At 52.8% G+C, this 18,638-nt stretch carries 18 protein-coding genes; 8 read left to right on the forward strand and 10 right to left on the reverse strand.

Going from position 1 to position 18,638, the window contains the following annotated elements:
- Positions 1 to 12: 12 nt before the first annotated feature.
- Positions 13 to 624: a hypothetical protein gene (locus tag JI741_RS16180; protein WP_202011369.1), complete on the forward strand. Its 612-nt coding sequence runs from the start codon at positions 13 to 15 to the stop codon at positions 622 to 624.
- Positions 621 to 1,334 (forward strand): YqjF family protein, encoded by a 714-nt coding sequence (locus JI741_RS16185; RefSeq protein WP_202011371.1) that lies wholly within the window; start codon positions 621 to 623, stop codon positions 1,332 to 1,334. Before JI741_RS16180 ends, JI741_RS16185 begins: the two co-directional genes overlap by 4 nt.
- A gap of 94 nt (positions 1,335 to 1,428) precedes the next feature.
- Here the strand turns inward: JI741_RS16185 and JI741_RS16190 are convergent, their stop codons facing one another.
- A complete protein-coding gene (locus tag JI741_RS16190) occupies positions 1,429 to 2,190 on the reverse strand; it encodes an energy transducer TonB (RefSeq protein ID WP_202011373.1) in 762 nt (253 codons plus the stop codon).
- A gap of 242 nt (positions 2,191 to 2,432) precedes the next feature.
- Positions 2,433 to 3,233 carry a DUF4349 domain-containing protein gene (locus JI741_RS16195; RefSeq protein WP_202011375.1) on the reverse strand — a complete coding sequence of 267 codons (801 nt, stop codon included), beginning with the start codon at positions 3,231 to 3,233 and terminating at the stop codon, positions 2,433 to 2,435.
- 153 nt (positions 3,234 to 3,386) lie between these two features.
- On the opposite strand from JI741_RS16195, the gene JI741_RS16200 reads away from it, so the two are divergent.
- A complete protein-coding gene (locus JI741_RS16200; protein WP_202011377.1) occupies positions 3,387 to 3,776 on the forward strand; it encodes a hypothetical protein in 390 nt (129 codons plus the stop codon).
- 88 nt (positions 3,777 to 3,864) lie between these two features.
- Here JI741_RS16200 and JI741_RS16205 read toward each other — a convergent pair whose 3' ends face one another.
- Complete coding sequence (locus JI741_RS16205) at positions 3,865 to 4,083, reverse strand: hypothetical protein (protein WP_202011379.1); 219 nt, start codon at positions 4,081 to 4,083, stop codon at positions 3,865 to 3,867.
- 118 nt (positions 4,084 to 4,201) lie between these two features.
- Here JI741_RS16205 and JI741_RS16210 point away from each other — a divergent pair, with 118 nt between their 5' ends.
- From JI741_RS16210 to JI741_RS16230, 5 genes are all read left to right on the forward strand, one after another.
- Complete coding sequence (locus JI741_RS16210) at positions 4,202 to 5,077, forward strand: cyclase family protein (protein WP_369411802.1); 876 nt, start codon at positions 4,202 to 4,204, stop codon at positions 5,075 to 5,077.
- Positions 5,078 to 5,323: 246 nt separating this feature from the next.
- Positions 5,324 to 6,316: a GTP 3',8-cyclase MoaA gene (moaA, locus tag JI741_RS16215; protein ID WP_202011383.1), complete on the forward strand. Its 993-nt coding sequence runs from the start codon at positions 5,324 to 5,326 to the stop codon at positions 6,314 to 6,316.
- Positions 6,317 to 6,323: 7 nt separating this feature from the next.
- Positions 6,324 to 6,833: a molybdopterin-binding protein gene (locus JI741_RS16220; RefSeq protein WP_202011385.1), complete on the forward strand. Its 510-nt coding sequence runs from the start codon at positions 6,324 to 6,326 to the stop codon at positions 6,831 to 6,833.
- Positions 6,834 to 6,838: 5 nt separating this feature from the next.
- A complete protein-coding gene (locus JI741_RS16225; protein ID WP_202011387.1) occupies positions 6,839 to 7,579 on the forward strand; it encodes a sulfite exporter TauE/SafE family protein in 741 nt (246 codons plus the stop codon).
- Between the two features lie 117 nt (positions 7,580 to 7,696).
- Positions 7,697 to 10,150 carry a YfhO family protein gene (locus JI741_RS16230; RefSeq protein WP_202011389.1) on the forward strand — a complete coding sequence of 818 codons (2,454 nt, stop codon included), beginning with the start codon at positions 7,697 to 7,699 and terminating at the stop codon, positions 10,148 to 10,150.
- 92 nt (positions 10,151 to 10,242) lie between these two features.
- Here JI741_RS16230 and JI741_RS16235 read toward each other — a convergent pair whose 3' ends face one another.
- The 7 genes from JI741_RS16235 to argB form a co-directional block, all read right to left on the reverse strand.
- A complete protein-coding gene (locus JI741_RS16235; protein ID WP_202011391.1) occupies positions 10,243 to 11,535 on the reverse strand; it encodes a Gfo/Idh/MocA family protein in 1,293 nt (430 codons plus the stop codon).
- 39 nt (positions 11,536 to 11,574) lie between these two features.
- Positions 11,575 to 13,470 (reverse strand): rhomboid family intramembrane serine protease, encoded by a 1,896-nt coding sequence (locus JI741_RS16240; RefSeq protein ID WP_202011399.1) that lies wholly within the window; start codon positions 13,468 to 13,470, stop codon positions 11,575 to 11,577.
- Entirely contained in the window at positions 13,467 to 14,708 is a 1,242-nt protein-coding gene (locus tag JI741_RS16245) for a M48 family metallopeptidase (protein WP_202011401.1), read from the reverse strand. The genes JI741_RS16240 and JI741_RS16245 overlap by 4 nt, the downstream gene beginning before the upstream one ends.
- Before the next feature lie 107 nt (positions 14,709 to 14,815).
- Positions 14,816 to 16,150 (reverse strand): argininosuccinate lyase, encoded by a 1,335-nt coding sequence (argH, locus tag JI741_RS16250; protein WP_202011403.1) that lies wholly within the window; start codon positions 16,148 to 16,150, stop codon positions 14,816 to 14,818.
- On the reverse strand, positions 16,147 to 16,737 hold the full coding sequence (locus JI741_RS16255) for a cysteine hydrolase family protein (protein ID WP_202011405.1): 591 nt from the start codon (positions 16,735 to 16,737) through the stop codon (positions 16,147 to 16,149). Before JI741_RS16255 ends, argH begins: the two co-directional genes overlap by 4 nt.
- On the reverse strand, positions 16,734 to 17,795 hold the full coding sequence (locus JI741_RS16260) for a M20 family metallo-hydrolase (RefSeq protein ID WP_202011407.1): 1,062 nt from the start codon (positions 17,793 to 17,795) through the stop codon (positions 16,734 to 16,736). Before JI741_RS16260 ends, JI741_RS16255 begins: the two co-directional genes overlap by 4 nt.
- Before the next feature lie 37 nt (positions 17,796 to 17,832).
- Entirely contained in the window at positions 17,833 to 18,621 is a 789-nt protein-coding gene (argB, locus tag JI741_RS16265; protein ID WP_202011409.1) for an acetylglutamate kinase, read from the reverse strand.
- Between the last annotated feature and the right edge of the window lie 17 nt (positions 18,622 to 18,638).

Here is an 18,638-nt window from a genome sequence, read left to right on the forward strand (position 1 = left end):
CTCAACTCACCCGTGAAAGAATATACCCTCACGTCCACCTTCGGCGACCGGCCCCGGAAGCTGATCCTGAGCCACGAGCACATCCGCTACGAAAACAAAGACCTCGTGGCCGATGCTTTCACAACGTTAAAGCGCGAAGACATCACCGGGTTCAAACATCGCGTGGATACTATTGTCTGGTATAGATTCCCGGTGGGCCGCCGGTTCATCATTTCCCTGCGCGGCCGCAACAACACCACCATCACCATTTCCTTCGCCAGCTATTTCGGTCTTCAAAAGCAGTCCTTTCAATGGTACACCGACATCGTTGAAACCCTTTGGGAATACTACATCCAACCCCAGGTCGACCACCTTGCCGAAATCTTCCACCAGCAGCACACCCTGACCCTCGGTTCCCTTCACCTCGACGCCAACGGGCTCCACATTCCTCCTGCACCCGCCCTTCGCTGGGACGATCTCGGCCTGCGGGAATACGAAACCTACTTTGCCCTCTATAAAATCAGCAACCCCCAGGAGCATCTTCGCGTTGGATTCGACGACTGGGATGCGGAAGTCATGTTAAGCCTTGTCCGTCACATTCTCGATCACCGAAAGAACGCATCGCTAAACACAACCCTCTCTTGAGCAACACTTTTCTACGCGCAGGCTGGCGCAAACTCGTGATGGCAAACTACGCCGTCGACCCCGCTGTTCTGAAAGATCACGTCCCCTACAAAACCGAACTTGACCTTTGGAACAACACCTGCTATGTGAGCCTGGTAGGCTTCATGTTTGTTGACACCACAGTGATGGGATTAAAAATTCCGTTTCACGTCAATTTCGAAGAAGTGAACCTGAGATTCTATGTACGCTGCAAAGACGGCCACGAATGGAAACGCGGCGTGGTGTTTCTTAAAGAAATTGTGCCGCGTGCCGTGCTGGCGTGGGTGGCCAACACCGTCTATCGCGAACGTTATGAAGCACTGTCCATGCGTCACACCTGGGAAGCCAGCGACGAGAACCTGCGCATCACCTACGGCTGGAAAAAAGGAACGTGGCATACGCTTCAGGTCACCACGTCGTCGCAAGGTCTTGCCATCGCACCGGGCAGCGAAGAAGAATTTATCACCGATCACTATTGGGGCTACACGCAGGTGGGTCCCGAAAAAACGTCAGAATATCGGGTCGAGCATCCGGCGTGGGAAGTCTACAAAACAAAAGCCTACAAGATTGATGTTGATTTTGGAAAAGTCTATGGCGAAGCGTTTGGTTTTCTTTCGCAGCAGAAACCCACTTCTGTTTTTCTGGCCGAGGGCTCGGCCATTGCCGTGAACCATGGCAAGCGGATCACCTAAGGAAAATTTATTCTTTCGCCTGTGCGCCAAACCCCGGGTGTGCAGACAACGGTGATTGAGGGTAGGTCGGGCGCACAGGCAAGAATAAAGTTTTTTAATTCAATTGAAATTTGATGGGCAACACCATACGCACCATCACAGGTGTGTTGCCTTGGCGACCGGCCGTCCAGGCGGGCATGGCCGAGATTACGCGTACCGCCTCTGCGTCGCATTCCTTGCTAATGCCTTTCAGCACGCGGGCGTCCATCACGCTTCCATCGGTGTTCACCACGAAGCTCACATACACAGAACCTTCAATGCCCATGCGGCGCGCCACGGCGGGATAGTGCAGATTTCTTTGCAGATAGCGTATCATACCTTCGTTTTTAGGCATCACTTCGGCCCATTCTACCGGCTTGGGAGGTTCCATCACCGCGGGTGCCGGTGGGGCTTCAACCGTTGTGCCGGGTCCTGCAGCCAACACCACCTCTTGTCCTTCGCCCACGGCTGTCTCAACAACAGGTTGAGTTAATTCAACTTCAACTTCTTCTGTCGTAACAACGGGGGTCACGTTCGCGGCCACGCGCTGTTGCGCTGGCGGGGGTGGTGGCGCTACGCGCGCCGCAGGAGGCTGTGCAATGTTGGGAGGAAGATCCATGATGATCACAGGACCTTTGGGAAGCACTGGCACTTTCGGAAATATGCTTGGAAAAACAAGCGGCAACATCGCGGCCGCAACCGACGCAAACAGGGCAAAGCCCAGTGCTTTGTGAATGTTGTCGGAGTAGGCTTTGCGAATGGCATAGGCGCCATACTCTTTGTTCCGGTTTTCGAAAACCAGGTCATCCATGGTCACTTCTTCATTTTCAGATTTCATAAAACAATTGGTTTAGGTTGAACATGAAGCACATCGCGTTGTCAGTTTAAAAAAAAGGCAGTATCGTTCCGGGCAGGTATTTTTTCTAATCCCTTCCCGCGTTGCCTTCGTCCGTCACGGGCATTGCGTGTGTTGTTTAAAAGCTTGTTTCCCTCATAATTGGTGGAGCGTTTGAAAGTCACAGCTTTTTTGAAAATTTTCTTTTTGAGTTTCTACTGGGGTAGGCATTGACCTATCCAAGTTTAAACAACGGATGTTCGCAACTTCCTGGTTTTCCGAAGGTGCAGCAGCCAGAACACCACACCCACTGTCATCACAATCCAGGGCCAGAGGCGCACGGCCTGCAACATCATGCCGAGAAACGCGCGCCAGCCGTTTTGCAGGGCCAGGCCAAGCTCGCGTGCAAATCCTGTGGGTGGTTCTTCATGATGCTGTGTGAACGAGAGGTCGATGGTGCAATAGGCCAGCTGGTGGCTCATGTATTTCAATTCGGCTTCCATCGATTCAATCTCTTCGCGTGTGGTGCCCAGTTGTTCTTCGATGGCCAACATGTCTTTCACCGTTTTGGCTTGTTGCAGAATCTGGTGGTAACGACTTTCAACTTCCTTTTTTGATTTCAGGCGCACGTTCAAGTCAGTGAATTGCATCGTGACATCTTTTAGTGTAATAGACCGATCGCTCACCTTTTGCCCGAGCGACTCGATGCGTTTCAGCAGGTGTTCGAATGCATTTTCGCCAACGCGAATGGTCATGGCCATGCGCAACCCGACGTTGGTTTTTTCCTGATGTTCGTCTGACGCGTAGGCCTGAAACTGGCTTAGCAGAGAACGTAGCGAGTCGGTTGTTGCATTCACATTCTTCACTTGCAGGACGAGCTTGGCTTCGCGAACCAGATTCAGCCGGGGCACCAGCGGGGGTGGCGCGTTCATCATCACCGCGTGCGTAATAGCGGGTGGTGCCGCAAATTTTCCTTCAACTTCACGCGACCTGGCATGACACGACAACAGTCCTGCCAGCAACACAATCAGGTATTTCGTTCTCATAGCTTTTAACGTTTAGGATACATCCCTGTAATGCGGCGACGGCATGGACGTCACACAAAAAGTGAAAAAGAAAAAAATCACGCACCACGTTTTTGAAATTCTGGACATTTCAAATAGTTTTACATCTATCCAATACAACCCTCTTTTAGTACTATGCCCTCCACGATTATCCGCGAAAGCAAACACTACTCCATTTCCATCACGCCCGAAAAAAACAGAGCCTACCTGAAGATTGTCGGGTTCTGGAGAAGCCCCGAAGTTGTTCCCGACTACATTGCCGATTGGAACAAAGCGGTGTCGCTTTTAAACAAAGGCTTCACCCTGCTCACCGACGCATCGGAAATGAAAACACATCCGCAGGAAGTGCGAAAGCTGCACGAACAGGCGCAAGCCATTCTGCTGAAAAACGGTGTGCGCAAAGTTGCCGAGCTGGTGAAAGACGAAGTGGCCGAAATGCAATTAGACGCCGTGGCCAAGACCACTCAATTTCCCAAGAGGAATTTTAGAAAAGCCGAAGACGCCGAGCGCTGGCTTGATGAATAATTTTTACAACCGAAACACAGCATTGTACATCATAATTTTTCCATGACCCTGCAAACAGGTCACGCTGAAATATTATTGCCGAAGCGGCTCACAATTTCACATCCCACTTGCCCTGGTCGTTTTTGAAATACGTGAGGCCGTTGCTCATCACATGAAGCGTCTTGCCCGCCGCATCGGTCTCCGTGCGTTTTTCGTAGACTTTGATTCCTCCGTTTTCACGGGTCAGCAAATTCACAAGCGCCGTCAGGGTGGGTGAAATATCAGATAGCGATTGTTCGTCGCCTTCTCTTACAAATGCCTGACTCATGGTGACTGTTTTTAGTGTGCAGGCAAGGTACGAAAGAATGACGGGTTTCGTCACCAATGTTGCGCCGGCCAGTAACCCATATCATTTCTTTTCCGTTCTTTGGGGCATGGACAAAAGAGTGAAATTCGATTTCGAGATCTATTTTACAAATGGCGGAAGCGTGAAAGGCGAAGACTTCAGGCTTGACATTGCCGGCCACGACATCTCAGATAAAGAACTTGCCGACTACGTTGTGGCCGACCTCCGGCTGCTGATGGTGGGTGAAGCCAAAATTCTGAACAAAGAAATCTTAACCGAGGCACACAAGCGAAAACCCATCAATGAAAAAAGTGGTGAGACTGTTTTTGTCGACCTCAGCCATACCATCACCTCGGGCCTTGTCACTTACAAAGGTTTGCCCGCTCCGTTGATCTGCGACTACCTGAGTCGCGAAGACTCCAAACAATACTATGCCCACGGCACAACCTTCCAGATCGGCAAGATCGAGATGGTGACCAACACGGGCACCTACATCGACTGCCCCTTCCACCGTTTTGAGAACGGCAAAGACATATCGGAAATTGGACTCGAACGTTTTGCCGACCTCGACGGCGTGGTGATCCGCGTGCCCTACACGGCGTCGCAGGCCATCACGGTCGAGCATGTAAAAAACCACGAGATCCGAAATCGCGCCGTGCTGCTGCACACCGGATGGGACGAACACTGGAACACCCCGCGTTATTATGAAGGTCACCCCTACGTGACACGCGAAGCTGCAGAATTTCTTCGCGACGCCGACGTGAAACTGGTGGGCATCGACTCGCACAACATCGACGACACCCGCGATTTGCTGCGCCCCGTGCACACCACACTGCTGGGTGCCGAAATTCTGATTGTGGAACACCTGTGCAATCTCTATACGGTTCCCGACGAAGGCTTCACCTTCAGCGCCATTCCACCCAAGTTCAAAGGCGTGGGAACCTTTCCTGTGCGGGCCATGGCCAAAATCCGCTAGCGTTTAATTCTTGTTAAAACATGGCGTAGTCCGTCATGTCTTCACCGCTTTTCATCGGCAGAAAACGATGGAGGCGTTATTTCCGACCGGCTATAACGCTACGTAGACCATCGCCAACCCGCGTCAAACACGATTTGACCATTTTCGCGCGTGGTTTCTTTGCCCTACGTTCCTTTGGAACGGTGCCGCACATTGGCGAATATTGAATATCTTTGGTCCTACGCAAAAGATAACCAAGTTCTCCCTGTGACACTTTACGATAATCACGGACGTCCATTGAACTACCTCCGGCTTGCCGTGACGGACCGGTGCAACCTGCGCTGTTTTTATTGCATGCCCGAAGACGGCATCCGCTATCTTCCCAAAAAAGACCTGCTGTCGTTCGAAGAAATCGGGCGTCTCATTTCCATATTGGCCACCCTGGGCATTTCGAAAGTGAGGCTCACCGGCGGCGAGCCCTTCGTGCGTCAGGATCTGATGCAACTCATTCACCGCATCACAGAAATTCCCGGCATAAAAGATTTGCACATCACCACCAATGGTGTGTTGACTGCCCCGCACATTGCTGCCCTTAAGAAGGCAGGAATTGGTTCGGTGAATCTCAGTCTGGACACACTGGACCGCGATCGTTTCAAAGCCATCACGCGCCGCGACGAGTTTGCTCCCGTGATGCACACTCTGGAACAATTGCTGGAGCACGACATTCCGGTGAAGATCAACGCCGTGGTGATGGAAGGAAAAAACATCGACGACATTTTTCCGCTCATCGAACTCACGCGACACCACAACGTGGACGTGCGGTTCATCGAAGAGATGCCCTTCAACGGCGAAGGCAACCACTACCCCACCCTGCATTGGACATACACTCGAATTCTGGACTATATCCGGACGCAATATCCCACGCTCACCAAAAAGATCGATCCCCAAGGTTCCACCGCGTATAGCTATCACGTGCCAGGCCACCGCGGCGACGTGGGCGTGATCGCGGCGTTCAGTCGCACGTTCTGCGGCACCTGCAACCGCATCCGCGTGACCGCACAAGGAACCCTGAAGACCTGTCTCTACGACGAAGGCGTGCTGGACATCCGTGCACTGCTGCGCAACGGATTGCCCGACGAAGCCATTCAGGAAAAACTTTTGACAGCCTTCCACCAGCGCGCCAAAGATGGCTTCGAGGCCGAGGCACACCGAAAAAATCACGCGCCCGTTTCCGAATCGATGTCAACCATTGGAGGATAAAAAAAATATGAAGCGAATCCTGTTCACCCTCCTGATCGTCGCGCCCTTTTGCCTCGCTGCACAAACCACCACCAAAACAGAATCATTCACCGTTAATGGCAAGGTGAAGTCGCCCGTTACCATCACGCTGGCAGACGTGAAGAAACTGAAGGCCTACAACCTCGGCGACGTTGTCATCACCAATCACCTGGGCGAAGTGAAGAGCACGGCCAAAAATCTTTCGGGTGTTTTATTGAAAGACGTTCTGAAAGACATCGCCCTCGACACAGACCAACCCAAGCTCTACAGTGAATATTATTTTGTGTGCCGCGGCAACGACGGCTATAAGGTGGTTTATTCCTGGAACGAACTCTTCAACACTCCGATCGGCAATTCCGTCTACCTGCTGACCGAGAAAAACCAGGAGACCATTCAACAAATGAAAGAGAGCATTCTCATGCTTTCATCGCAAGACGAACGCACGGGCCGCCGCTATCTCAAAAATCTTGAAGCCATCACCGTTAGACGCGCCGAATAGAACGTATGGATCAAACCCTCATCATTCTCATCATCAGTTTTTTTGTTATCGCCCTGGTCTATGCCTCCGTTGGTTTTGGAGGAGGCACAAGCTATCTGGCCTTGCTGGCGGTGATGCAGGTTAACTTCGAAGTGATGCGCCCCACCGCCCTGCTCTGCAACATTGTGGTGGTGACGGGTGGCACCTGGATATTTTTTAAAGAAGGGAAACTTGATCTGAAGAAAAGCTGGCCGTTTCTGGCGGCCTCTATTCCAGCAGCGTTTCTCGGCGGATTTTGGAAAATCGGTGAAGGCCCGTTCTTCATCATCCTCGGCACGCTGCTGATCATTGCTGCCGTGCTGTTGTGGTTTCAGGGGAGTGAATCAATAACGCATCGCGACGCGTCGCCTGTTCTCACCGCAGGGTTGGGAGGAGGCGTTGGGTTTCTGTCGGGGCTGGTGAGCATTGGTGGTGGCATTTTTCTGTCGCCGTTGCTGCACCTCATCAAATGGGACGAAGCCAAAAAGATATCGGCGCTGGCCAGCATGTTCATTCTGGTGAACTCCATCAGTGGTCTGGCAGGGCAGCTGGCGCGGTCGGTGGCCATTCCCTGGGCGTTTGTGCTTCCGCTGCTGATCGCGGTGCTGGCGGGTGGCCAAATCGGCTCCCGACTAGGCGCGAGGCGTTTCAATGCCATCTACATCAAGCGCATCACCGCCGTGCTGATTTTGGTGGCCGGGGTGAATATTCTGAAAGACCACCTTTAACACCTGTCTGACTCTGAATTCGGGGGGTTGCCGCTGGCGTAATGGCCCCGACATTCCATCGTCTGCGCTTTCCGACTTTGCCACTTCCTGCTTATTTTGCACTCTTTAATCCATTTCATGAAAAAAATAAACTTCGCCAAAGACGTCCTTCCGCATGGCCTGGCCATCGGTGTTTTCCTGATCGTGACGTTTTTCTTTTTTAACCCGGTGTTTTTCGATCATAAGGTGATCGCGCAGCACGACATCCAGCAATGGGAAGGATCGTCGAAAGCATCGCGCGACTATCGCGAAAAAACAGGCGAAGAACCCCTTTGGACAGAAGCCATGTTCAGCGGCATGCCGGCCTATCTGGTGAACGTGCAATGGGGCAACACGGCGGTGGCCTATCTCAAAAGCATACTCAGCTTCAGGCTGCCCCACCCTGTCTGCAACATCTATCTGGCTTTTCTCAGCTACTACATTTTGTTGTTGGCCTTTGGTGTCAGACCCTACCTGGCCATTGCCGGAGCGGTGGCCTTCGGGTTGTCGTCCTACATGATCATCGGGTTGAGCGCGGGTCACAACGGGCGCATCGGTGCCATTGCCTTCATGCCGCTTGTGATCGCGGGCATTCACCTCGCGTTTTCGGGCAAGCGCTTCCTTGGCTTTGGTGTGACCACCGCGGCCATGGCGTTGCACTTCCGCGAAAATCACTTGCAGATTACGTACTACATGCTGTTGATCGTGCTCGTCTATGGAGTGATTCAACTGGTTCAGGCCGTGAAGACCGGCGCATTGGTGGAGTTCGGAAAAACCGTTGGTCTGTTGATTGTGGCAGCGGCCATCGGCGTGGGCACCTTCCTCGGACCGCTGTGGGCCGTGACGGAATACAGCGCCTACTCTACCCGTGGCAAGTCGGAGCTGGTGTCGCCCGCCACCACCGGTGAAAACGGAAGCGGTCTTGCCAAAGAATATGCCTTTGGCTACAGCAATGGCATTCTTGAACCCATGGTGTTGCTCGTTCCAAATTTCTATGGCGGCAGCACCGGCGACTACCTGGTGCGCGATCAGAAGAGCGAAGTCTATACGGCACTGTCGCGTTCGGGCGATGAACAAACGGCCAATCAACTGGCCAGCTACACGTCGGCCTACTGGGGTCCACAAGACGGCCTCACTGCGCCTTACTATGCCGGTGCCATCATCGTTTTCCTCTTCGCGCTGGGCATCGCCTTCGCGGATAAAAAATACGTGTTGTGGCTCACCATCGTGGCCGCGCTGGGCATCATTCTCAGCTGGGGCAAAAACTTTGAAACGTTCAACTACTTCCTGTTTGATTACCTGCCCGGCTATAACAAATTCAGGTCGGTCACTTTCACGCTCGTCATGTTCATGTTTGCCGCGCCGTTGCTGGGCCTGCTCGGCCTGGAGAAGATCATGCAGAAAGGTTTGACAAAGGAAACCAAGAAAAAACTGCTCATCGCCTTTGCATCAACCGGTGGTGTGTGTCTGCTGTTGTGGCTTGGCGCGGGCATGTTTGGATTTATCAAGGAAGGCGAAGGCCAATTGCCACCGTGGTTTGTGAGCGCGTTGGCCGACGATCGCAAGAGCCTTTTCAGAAGCGATGCGCTGCGCTCGTTCATCTTTATCGGACTTGCCTTTGTGGTGATCTACTTCGAAGTGTGGAACAAGATTTCGACGGTAGCCTTCTATGCGTTCCTCATCGCCATCGTCACCCTCGACCTCGCCGTGGTGGACAGCCGCTATCTTGGCAAAGACAACTATCAGCGCAAGCGCGAAGACACTTTCTTCGCCATGACCGAAGCCGACCAGGCCATCGCCCAGGACAAGGGGTTCTACAGAGTGTATAACATTCAGCCCGGCGCCTTCACCAGTGAAGCGCACACGTCTTACTTCCACAATTCCATCGGCGGCTATCACGGCGCAAAGCTGCGTCGCTATATGGATTTGTATGACTCGTGTTTGTTCAACGAAACCAACGCCTTTATCCAGGATGCACAGGCGGGAAAATTTGACCTTGAAAAACGCGGCGTCATCAACATGCTGAACATTAAATACCTGGTATACGGACCGAAACGCGACAACATCATTCCAAACCGCGCCGCACTTGGCAACGCCTGGTTTGTAGACGACGTGGTGACCGTGAACTCGCCCAACGAAGAGCTGGCCAAAACCTGTTCGATCGATACGCGCCACACCGCAGTGGTAGACGGTTCGAAATTCAAAGTATCACCCTTCACCGCCGACAGTTCGGCCACCATTGCGCTGACCGAGCACACCCCAAACCGGTTGAAGTACGAAAGCCAGTCGCAGCAAAATGTGTTCGCACTGTTCTCGGAGATCTACTATGCCAATGGATGGAAAGCGACCATCGATGGCAAAGCCGCCGACATTGTTCGCGCCAACTATGTGCTGCGCGCGTTGGCCATTCCCGCCGGAAAGCACACCGTAGAATTTAAGTTCGAACCCGATGCCTACATCACGGGTAACAAAATCACCACCGCTTCGTCGTGGGTGATGCTGCTGGTGCTGCTGGGCAGTCTGGTGTGGACGCTGAAAGAAGAAAAGAAATAGTCCTCGAAAAAGAAGAGGCGCGAAGACGAAAGGTTATGCAGCGTTTATACTGCACCTTTCATCTTCGCGCCTTTTATTTTAAAGGATGATTTTTATAGTTGTGGATATTTCCATTCTCCGCGATAAGCTCTGCTTAACAACGCATTCGCTTCCGCATCGTTCCTGATCACGCCCTTCTCTCCATCCCAATCCACACCGCGTCCCAGCTTCAGGCTCAGCATGCCCAGCAGGCTCATGTTGGTGGAACGTTGTCCGATTTCAATGTCGCATACGGGAAGTTTGTTTGTCTTGATAGCGTTCATGAAATCGGTCCACAGCGCGGCAATGTTCTGTTGATCGGGCATGTCGAGCTTGGGATCCTGATGAATGATTTGCTTTTTTGTGTCGGAAGGATAGAACGTCCAGCCATCGAGCCATCCCATGTGGAAGGTGCCCTCGGTGCCATAGAAGTAACAACCGATGTTGGTCTTCTCCGCTTCGTTGCCCGCATACTGGCGATGCTCCCACGACGCGGTGAACGATTCAAATTGAAAGATCACGTTCTGTGTGTCGGGCGCATCGGTGTTGTCTTGCCGGATGAAGCGGCCGCCGGTGGAGTATACTTTCTTCGGATGTTTTTCTTCTGTCCACCACAGGATCTGATCCATCCAGTGAATGCCCCAGTCGCCCAGTGTGCCGTTGGCATAGTCGAGGTATGAGCGGAAACCCTTTGGATGCATGGTCTTGTTGTAGGGCCGCAGCGGCGCAGGGCCACACCACATGTTCCAGTCGAGTGTGGATGGTGCTTCGCTGTCGGGAGTTTTGGCGCCGGGGCCACCGGGATAATGCACGAAGGCTCTCACCGACCCGATCTTTCCGGCCTTGCCCGATTTCAGAAACTCCATGCCCGACACGTTGTGCGGCGACACGCGACGGTGTGTTCCCACCTGCACGATGCGCTGCGTGTCGCGGGCCGCTTTCACCATGGCTTTGCCTTCGTTGATGGTGTGGCACACGGGCTTCTCCACATACACGTGCGCGCCCGCTTGCATGGCCGCAATGGCAATGAGCGGATGCCAGTGGTCGGGCGTGGCCACAATCACAATCTCGGGTTTCTCTTTCGCCAGCAGTTCGCGAAAGTCGCGATAGAGCTTTGGTGTGTCGCCGGTGAGCTTCTTCACTTCATCCAGCGTTGTGTTGAGCTGGGTTGTGTCCACATCGCAGAGGCCCACAATTTTGCATTGGCCCGATTGCATGGCACAGCGCAGGATGTTGCCACCCCACCAGCCGGAGCCGATGAGCGCGGTGCTATACTTTTTATCCTTTCCCAGAACTTTGATGAGCGGCGCGGTGGCAAGTCCCACTGTGGCGGCCGCCGTGGTTTGAATGAATTGTCGGCGTTGCATGGCGATGCGTATGGTTGAGGTTTAAAGATTTCAAACAGATCAAAAGGTAACTTCCACATAGCCTTGCGACGGCTGCTTCTGGTGACCGTGCAAAAGTCCGGGCCGCCATGCGGGTCCTTCCTTGACAAGCCTGATCGCTTCGGCATCGTGCGCCGGCGAGATGCCTTCCATCACCACAAAATCCCACATCGCGCCGTCGAGGCCCACGTTGAAAATCAACTTCACCGTGCCGCCTCTGAAATCAGGCTTTCGTGTTTGAAGAAAAAGATATTTATTGAATTCCGCCATGCCCTTTACAGGAAAGGCATAGAAGCTCGTTTGATCGTAGACATAACGTTTGCCCTCGCGATCTTCAGACACTCCGCGAACAAGCCGGTTGTTGCGATAGAGTTCGCGGTAATACAGTTTGCCGTTGGGATGATAGCCGTACCAGTCGCCTTCGCGCTTCCCATTCTCATATGTTCCTTCTTCCGAAACTTGTCCATCGGCATACCAGTGCACCACTTTTCCTTTTCCATTTTGCACCTGCTGTCGCCCCAGCGAATCCCACAGGCTGCGCACATAAGCCTCTCCGTTGTAGAAGACCTCGCTTTCCAGCACACCGTTCCAATGATAGACTTCCCACCGCCCCACCGACTCTTCCTTTACATAACGCCCTGCCGACGTGTAGGTGCCACGGTTGGAGTAATATAAAAAGATACCGCTCTTCATGCCCTTGTCATACACGCCTTTCATCTGGATGGTGCCGTCGCGATAATAGTCGCGCACGCCGCCCTGCCACCTGCCGGCAGAGTCCACAGTGCCAATGCGATAATACTCCGATGTGTTGGGGTCGTCGGTTTCTTTCCAGGCCGCGTCGAAAAAAACTTTCTTCATCTCCAACGCCGGGCCTTTGCGCGCCGTGGTGTCGGGAGGTTCCACCGCGTCGGACAGTGTGAAGTTCAAAATGTGCTGCAACGGTGGAATGTTATTGAACCTTTCTTTCACTACCTCCAGGCTGTCCATGTACACATACGACTCGCGTTCGATGAGGTTGATGCGATACGCCGTCTCATCTTCGCGCACGGCGATGTATTGTTTCAGTACGGCGGTATCATATGCCAGCTCGGCGGGTACTGCGGGCAACGCATGTAAATTCTGTTGAATGTTTTTCCAGGTAGCCAGAACGCCGTGAAGGCTGTCGGCCAACGCCTCATCGCTGCGCACATCCCGAAAAAGATTGCTGGTCCTGTTCTCGTTTCCCAACACCCGCTGGAATAGCTGGTAGTAGCGAACCTCATCTTTTGGCAGGGCAAACAACGTGAGCGGAAAAACCAACAACACCACGGCCAGCATACGGCTATCGTAAAGCACTTTAAATCTGAAATGAAGCACCGCCAACGCCAACCCCACCACACATCCCCCCACGTGCGCCGCGAGGTCAACACTGAAGCTCAGCGAAATGAACGTGTTCACGACCACGAAGATGATAAAGTTGATGATGACCGTGCTGAGCCGTTGCCTATCGTGATAACTTCCAATGAGCTCCGCCCCCAGCCGATAACCAAACAGTCCAAACAATGCACCCGAGGCGCCGGCGCTGTTGGCATAGAGATTAAAAAGCAAGCTGGCCAACCCCGCTCCGATGCCACAGATAAAATACACCAGCGTGAAACGCACGCTGCCGATGGCCGGCTCCAGATCGTTGCCCAGCACATAGAGCGCATACATGTTCATCAACAAATGAATGACACCGAAATGCAAAAACATGGACGTGATCAATCGCCACGGTTCGCCTCCCAATGTGAACGGATTGAAGTTGGCTCCCGTGTGCAAAGTGGCCAGGACATCGGCCGGCGCGTCGAGCATGGGGTTTTGCTGATGAAACGCCAGCGCGGCATAGGCCAGAAGGTTAAGGCCCATCAAAACATAGGTGGCAATCGGTGTGTTCTTCATCGGGCAGGTTCATCTAAAGCGTGCAAACGACTAAGCAACGGCGGATGCGAATAATGAAAGAACACATACCACGGATGTGGATAGAGATCACTCAGGCTATCGACCGAAAGTCGCTTCAACGCACTGGCCAACGCGTTGCCATCAAAGGTCTCGCGGGCGTAGGCATCGGCTTCGTATTCATTTTTGCGGCTATAGAGGTGCATCAACAATCCCGTAACAAACGAGATGGGCGAAAACAAAATGCCAAACGCCAGCAGGTTGAGGTGAATGGCCAACCGCGTTCCGCCCAAAGCCAGCGACACGTTCTCGCTTCCGATCATGCGCGACAACACAAACAGCGTGAACACAATTTGCACCACCGAAAGAATATAGCCCACGATGATGTGTTTCTTTTTGAAGTGTCCCACCTCATGTGCCAACACCGCCACAAGCTCTTCTGTGGTGTGGTTGTCGATGAGCGTATCATAAAGCACAATCTTTTTCTTTTTGCCGATGCCCGAAAAAAATGCATTAGCTTTCTTTGAACGCTTCGAGCCATCGATAACGAAGATGTTATCGAGCGGGAAATTTACTTTGGTGGCAAACTTCTCGATGGCACTTTTCAACTCTCCTTCCGGCAGTGGGGTGAGTGTGTTGAACATGGGCAAGATGAGCGATGTATAAAACATGTTCACCACCAGAATGAACACTGCCGCCAGGATAGAAAACCAGATCCAGAAATCGGGACCGACCAGTTGAACGAGGTAGATCAATGCGGCGAGCAAACCTCCACCAACAATGGCGCCAAGGAAATAACCTTTCAGCTTGTCGGCAATAAACGTTTTGACTGTGGTTTTATTGAATCCATATTTTTCTTCGATCACAAACGTGCCATACCACTGAAACGGAATGGTGAGAATGTCGGAGGCCAGCATGAGAACGCCAAAAAACACCAGCGCCAGAACAATTTCATTTTCGATAAAAGGACGAAGTTGACCATCGATCCAGCCAAAGCCACCACTCAGCAACATCCCCAGCGACAACACAAAACTGAAGGCCGAGGTAAGAAATGAAAACCGGGTGAGTTCGCGGTGATAGGCCAATGACTTGAGGTATTTTTCCTTCTCATAGAACGCTTCGATTTCCTTCGGAATGTCGGTGCGTTGCGACTTCAGGTTAAGGTAGTCCAGGAACTGGTCGAACACATAGTTCACAACCGTGATCGCGAGAATGATGATAAGCAACGTATGGGGCGCCATGCGGATTTCTTTTGTATGGTAATGTTACCCAAATAACCCGAAACCTCCCGCAAAGGATTCACCACAACGGATTTTTTTTGGTCCGTCGGAAAGAAAAAATATCGTTGTTATCCGCGGACGAGGGCTTCCAGTTTCACGTCTACCGTTTCGAATTGGAAACTGCTCACGGCCTGTTGCATGGCCTGGCGGATTTCAGGAAGACACAGGTTGCCAATGCTGCCCTCGTGCGTGTGTTGCACCATGGCGGCGGGGTGATATTGCCCGAGTTCAATGTCCATCCCCACCTTCTTGTAGGCATCGCGGAAGGGTGTGCCCGACAGCACCAGTTTGTTCACTTCCTCCACGCTGAACAGGAACTTGTATTTCTCGTCGGCCAGAATATTCTCCTGCACCTTGATGTTCGAAAGCATGAGGTGTGCCATGCGCAAACAGTCTTTCAGGTTTTGGATGGCCGGGAACAAAACTTCTTTCAACAGCTGCATGTCGCGGTGATAGCCCGAAGGCAAATTGGCCGTAGCCAACGCAATGTCATTGGGCAATGCCTGCAGTTGATTGCAGCGCGCGCGGATCAGTTCAAACACATCGGGGTTCTTCTTGTGCGGCATAATGCTGGAACCTGTGGTGAGTTCGTCGGGAAAGCTGACGAACCCAAAGTTCTGGTTCAGAAACAGACAGGCATCCATAGACAACTTGGCCAGCGTGGCCGCAATGTTGCCCAGGGCACTGGCCACGATGCGCTCAGTTTTTCCACGCCCCATCTGCGCATACACCACGTTGTAGTTAAGCGATTCAAAGCCCAGCAACACGGTGGTCATGGTGCGGTTCAGGGGAAAGGAAGAGCCATAGCCCGCAGCCGATCCCAACGGGTTTTTGTTTGCCACCCGGTAGGCCGCCTGCAACGTGATCACATCGTCCACAAGGCTTTCGGCATAGGCACCAAACCACAACCCAAACGACGACGGCATGGCCAGTTGCAGGTGTGTGTAGCCCGGCAACAAATGCGCTTTATGTTTTTCGGATTGCTCCAGCAACAAATCGAACAGGGGCTGCACTTCGGCCACCACATTTCTGATTTCGGCACGAAGAAACAATTTGATGTCTACCAAAACCTGGTCATTGCGCGAGCGGCCGCTGTGTATCTTTTTGCCGATCTCACCACAACGCTTGGTCAGCTCCAACTCCACCTGCGAATGAATGTCCTCCACGCCTTCCTCCACTTTGAAATCGCCGGCAGCAATATGTTTGTAGATGTCCTTCAGCTCGGCCGAAAGAACTTTCAGTTCCTGTGCGGTGAGCAGGCCGATCGATTCAAGCATGGTGATGTGTGCCAGCGAACCCAGCACATCAAACGGCGCCAGGAACATGTCCATCTCCTGATCTTTGCCCACGGTGAATCGTTCAATTTCTTTCAGTGAGCTTTTATCTTTTTGCCAGAGTTTCATGCGGTCGTGGGGTTATGTTCGGGGCGAAGCGCGGCCATCACTTCCTGCGTGGTGGCAATGGTGGCATACTCCCCATTCAAATTTGATAAGGATATCTGATGGATCAAAGCCGACGGTTGTTTTGTGCCGTCGAGCAATACTTTGTCGAAGGTGGCTGTAGCGTCAGACACCACGGTGGTGTCGAACCCAAATTCGCCGGCCATGCGCGCCGTGGCTTCCACGCTGTTGTTGGTGACAAAGCCCGTGATGATGAGCTTTGACACACCTTGTGTTTGCAGATGCTGAAGTAAGTCTGTTTTCATGAACGCGCTGGTGGTCGATTTGTGAATCGACTTTTCGCCGGCCAGCACGTTCACAAAATCTTTCAATTCGTTTCCACGTTGTCCCGGACGGAACGGCGACGTGGGCGACACAGAGTCGTGTTGCACAATGACGATGACACAGTTCAATGCGCGGCAATGACGCAACAGTCGTTCAATATTTTCTTCAGCCTCGGGATTGTTCCGGTTTCCGCCCCAATGCGCCACAGCGTCTATGCCGTGTTGCACATCGATGAGCATCAACGCAGTTTTTCCGGCTGCCTTCATGACACGATTACGTTGTCGAGAAGTTTGATATAGGTGCTGATGCCCTGTTCAATCTCGTGGGCAAAGATAAACTCATCGGCCGAGTGCGAACGGGCAGAGTCGCCCGGTCCCATCTTCACCGACGGCACAGGAATGAGCGCCTGGTCTGACGTGGTGGGCGAGCCATACAATTCCAGTCCCAGCTTCTTCGCCGACAACACCAGCGGATGATCGAGGGCAATGCCCGACGAGCGCATGCGCAGCGAACGCGGCGTCACCTCGCACGACACATGCTGGCGGATAATATCGAGGGCTTCTTCCAATGTATAAGCATCCGTTACACGAACATCCACTGTGAAACGGCATTCGGCAGGCACCACGTTGTGCTGGCTTCCGGAGTTGATGATGGTGACGGTCATCTTCATCTGCCCCAATGTTTCCGAAACTTTATCATAACGATACGTACGGAACCATTCGATGTCGGGCAACGCCACATAGATGGAGTTGATGCCTTCTTCGCGGGCCGCGTGGCCTGGTTTTCCTTTGGCCAGACAGTCGAGCACCATCAGGCCTTTTTCGGCGGTGGCCATGTTGCACAGTGTGGGTTCACCCACAATAGCAAAGTCGATGGGTGTGAGGGCCGACCAGATGCTTTCAACGCCACCCGTGCCGGAGATTTCTTCTTCGGCCGTGGCGGCGATCACCATGTTATATTTCAGGTCGGCGCGATTATAGTAGTGCAGAAAGGTGGAGATGAGCGACACCAGCGGTCCGCCAGCGTCGTTGCTTCCCAGACCATAGAGCTTGCCGTCGATGATCTCGGGTTTGAAGGGGTCGCGCGTGTAACCCGAGTTGGGTCGGACAGTGTCGTGGTGCGAGTTCAGCAACACCGTGGGTTTGTCGGGGTTGAAGTGTTTGTTCTTCGCCCACACGTTGTTTGCGCGCCGATAGGTGTGTACGCCACGGCGATCCAAAAAATCCTCGATGATCGACGCCACCTCTTCTTCTTCCTTGCTGAAAGAAGGCGTGGCGATGAGTTTCATCAGGAGGGCTGTAGCTTCTGTGTGTAATGATTCCATAGTTCTCAGGCTTCAGGATGCGAACATCTCGAAGCGGTTACAAAGTTATCAATGTACCTTCCGTTTGCGCACCTGTGTTTTTCACCAGGTCACCGGCTTCTCCAATCAACACTTCCTTCACGCCGGCATTCAACGCGTTGTAGGCATTTTCAAGTTTGGGCAAAATGCCATCGGCAAACACGCCTTGTGGCAGGTATTCGTCGTAGAGGTTGCGTGGCAGATGGCGAATCACCGAACCGGCGTCGGCCACATCGCGCAGCACTCCTTTTTTCTCAAAGCAAAAGATCAAACGCACATCCGCCACTTTTCCCAACGCCACGGCCAGCACAGAGGCAATGGTGTCGGCGTTGGTGTTCAGTATTTTTCCATCGGCATGTGTCAATGGGGCAAAGACGGGAACCACATTTTGGTCGAGCAGTGTCGTCAACAATTTTGTGTTCACGCCTTCGGGCTTGATGTCGCCCACAAAGCCGTAGTCAATGTCTTTCACCGGGCGCTTCTTCGCGTTTATCAGGTTGCCATCGGCGCCGGTCACACCCCAGGCGTTGCAGCCCAGTTGTTGCAGTTGGGCCACGAGTTGCTTGTTCACGAGCCCGCCATACACCATCGTCACCAAATCAAGGGTCTGTGCGTCGGTGATGCGCCGTCCGTTGTGATAGTTGGCCGCGATGCCCAGTTGCTCGCCCAGCTTGGTGGCAATTTTTCCGCCGCCGTGAATGAGAATACGGGGTGCGTCAATCGACGCAAAGTCTTTCAAAAACGATTCCAACGCCGCCGGATTGTCCAGCACGTTTCCGCCAATCTTGATGATGAACAGTTTTTTCATAATCGTTCCCGTCTCAA

Source organism: Chryseolinea lacunae, from assembly GCF_016735595.1.
GTDB lineage: Bacteria > Bacteroidota > Bacteroidia > Cytophagales > Cyclobacteriaceae > Chryseolinea > Chryseolinea lacunae.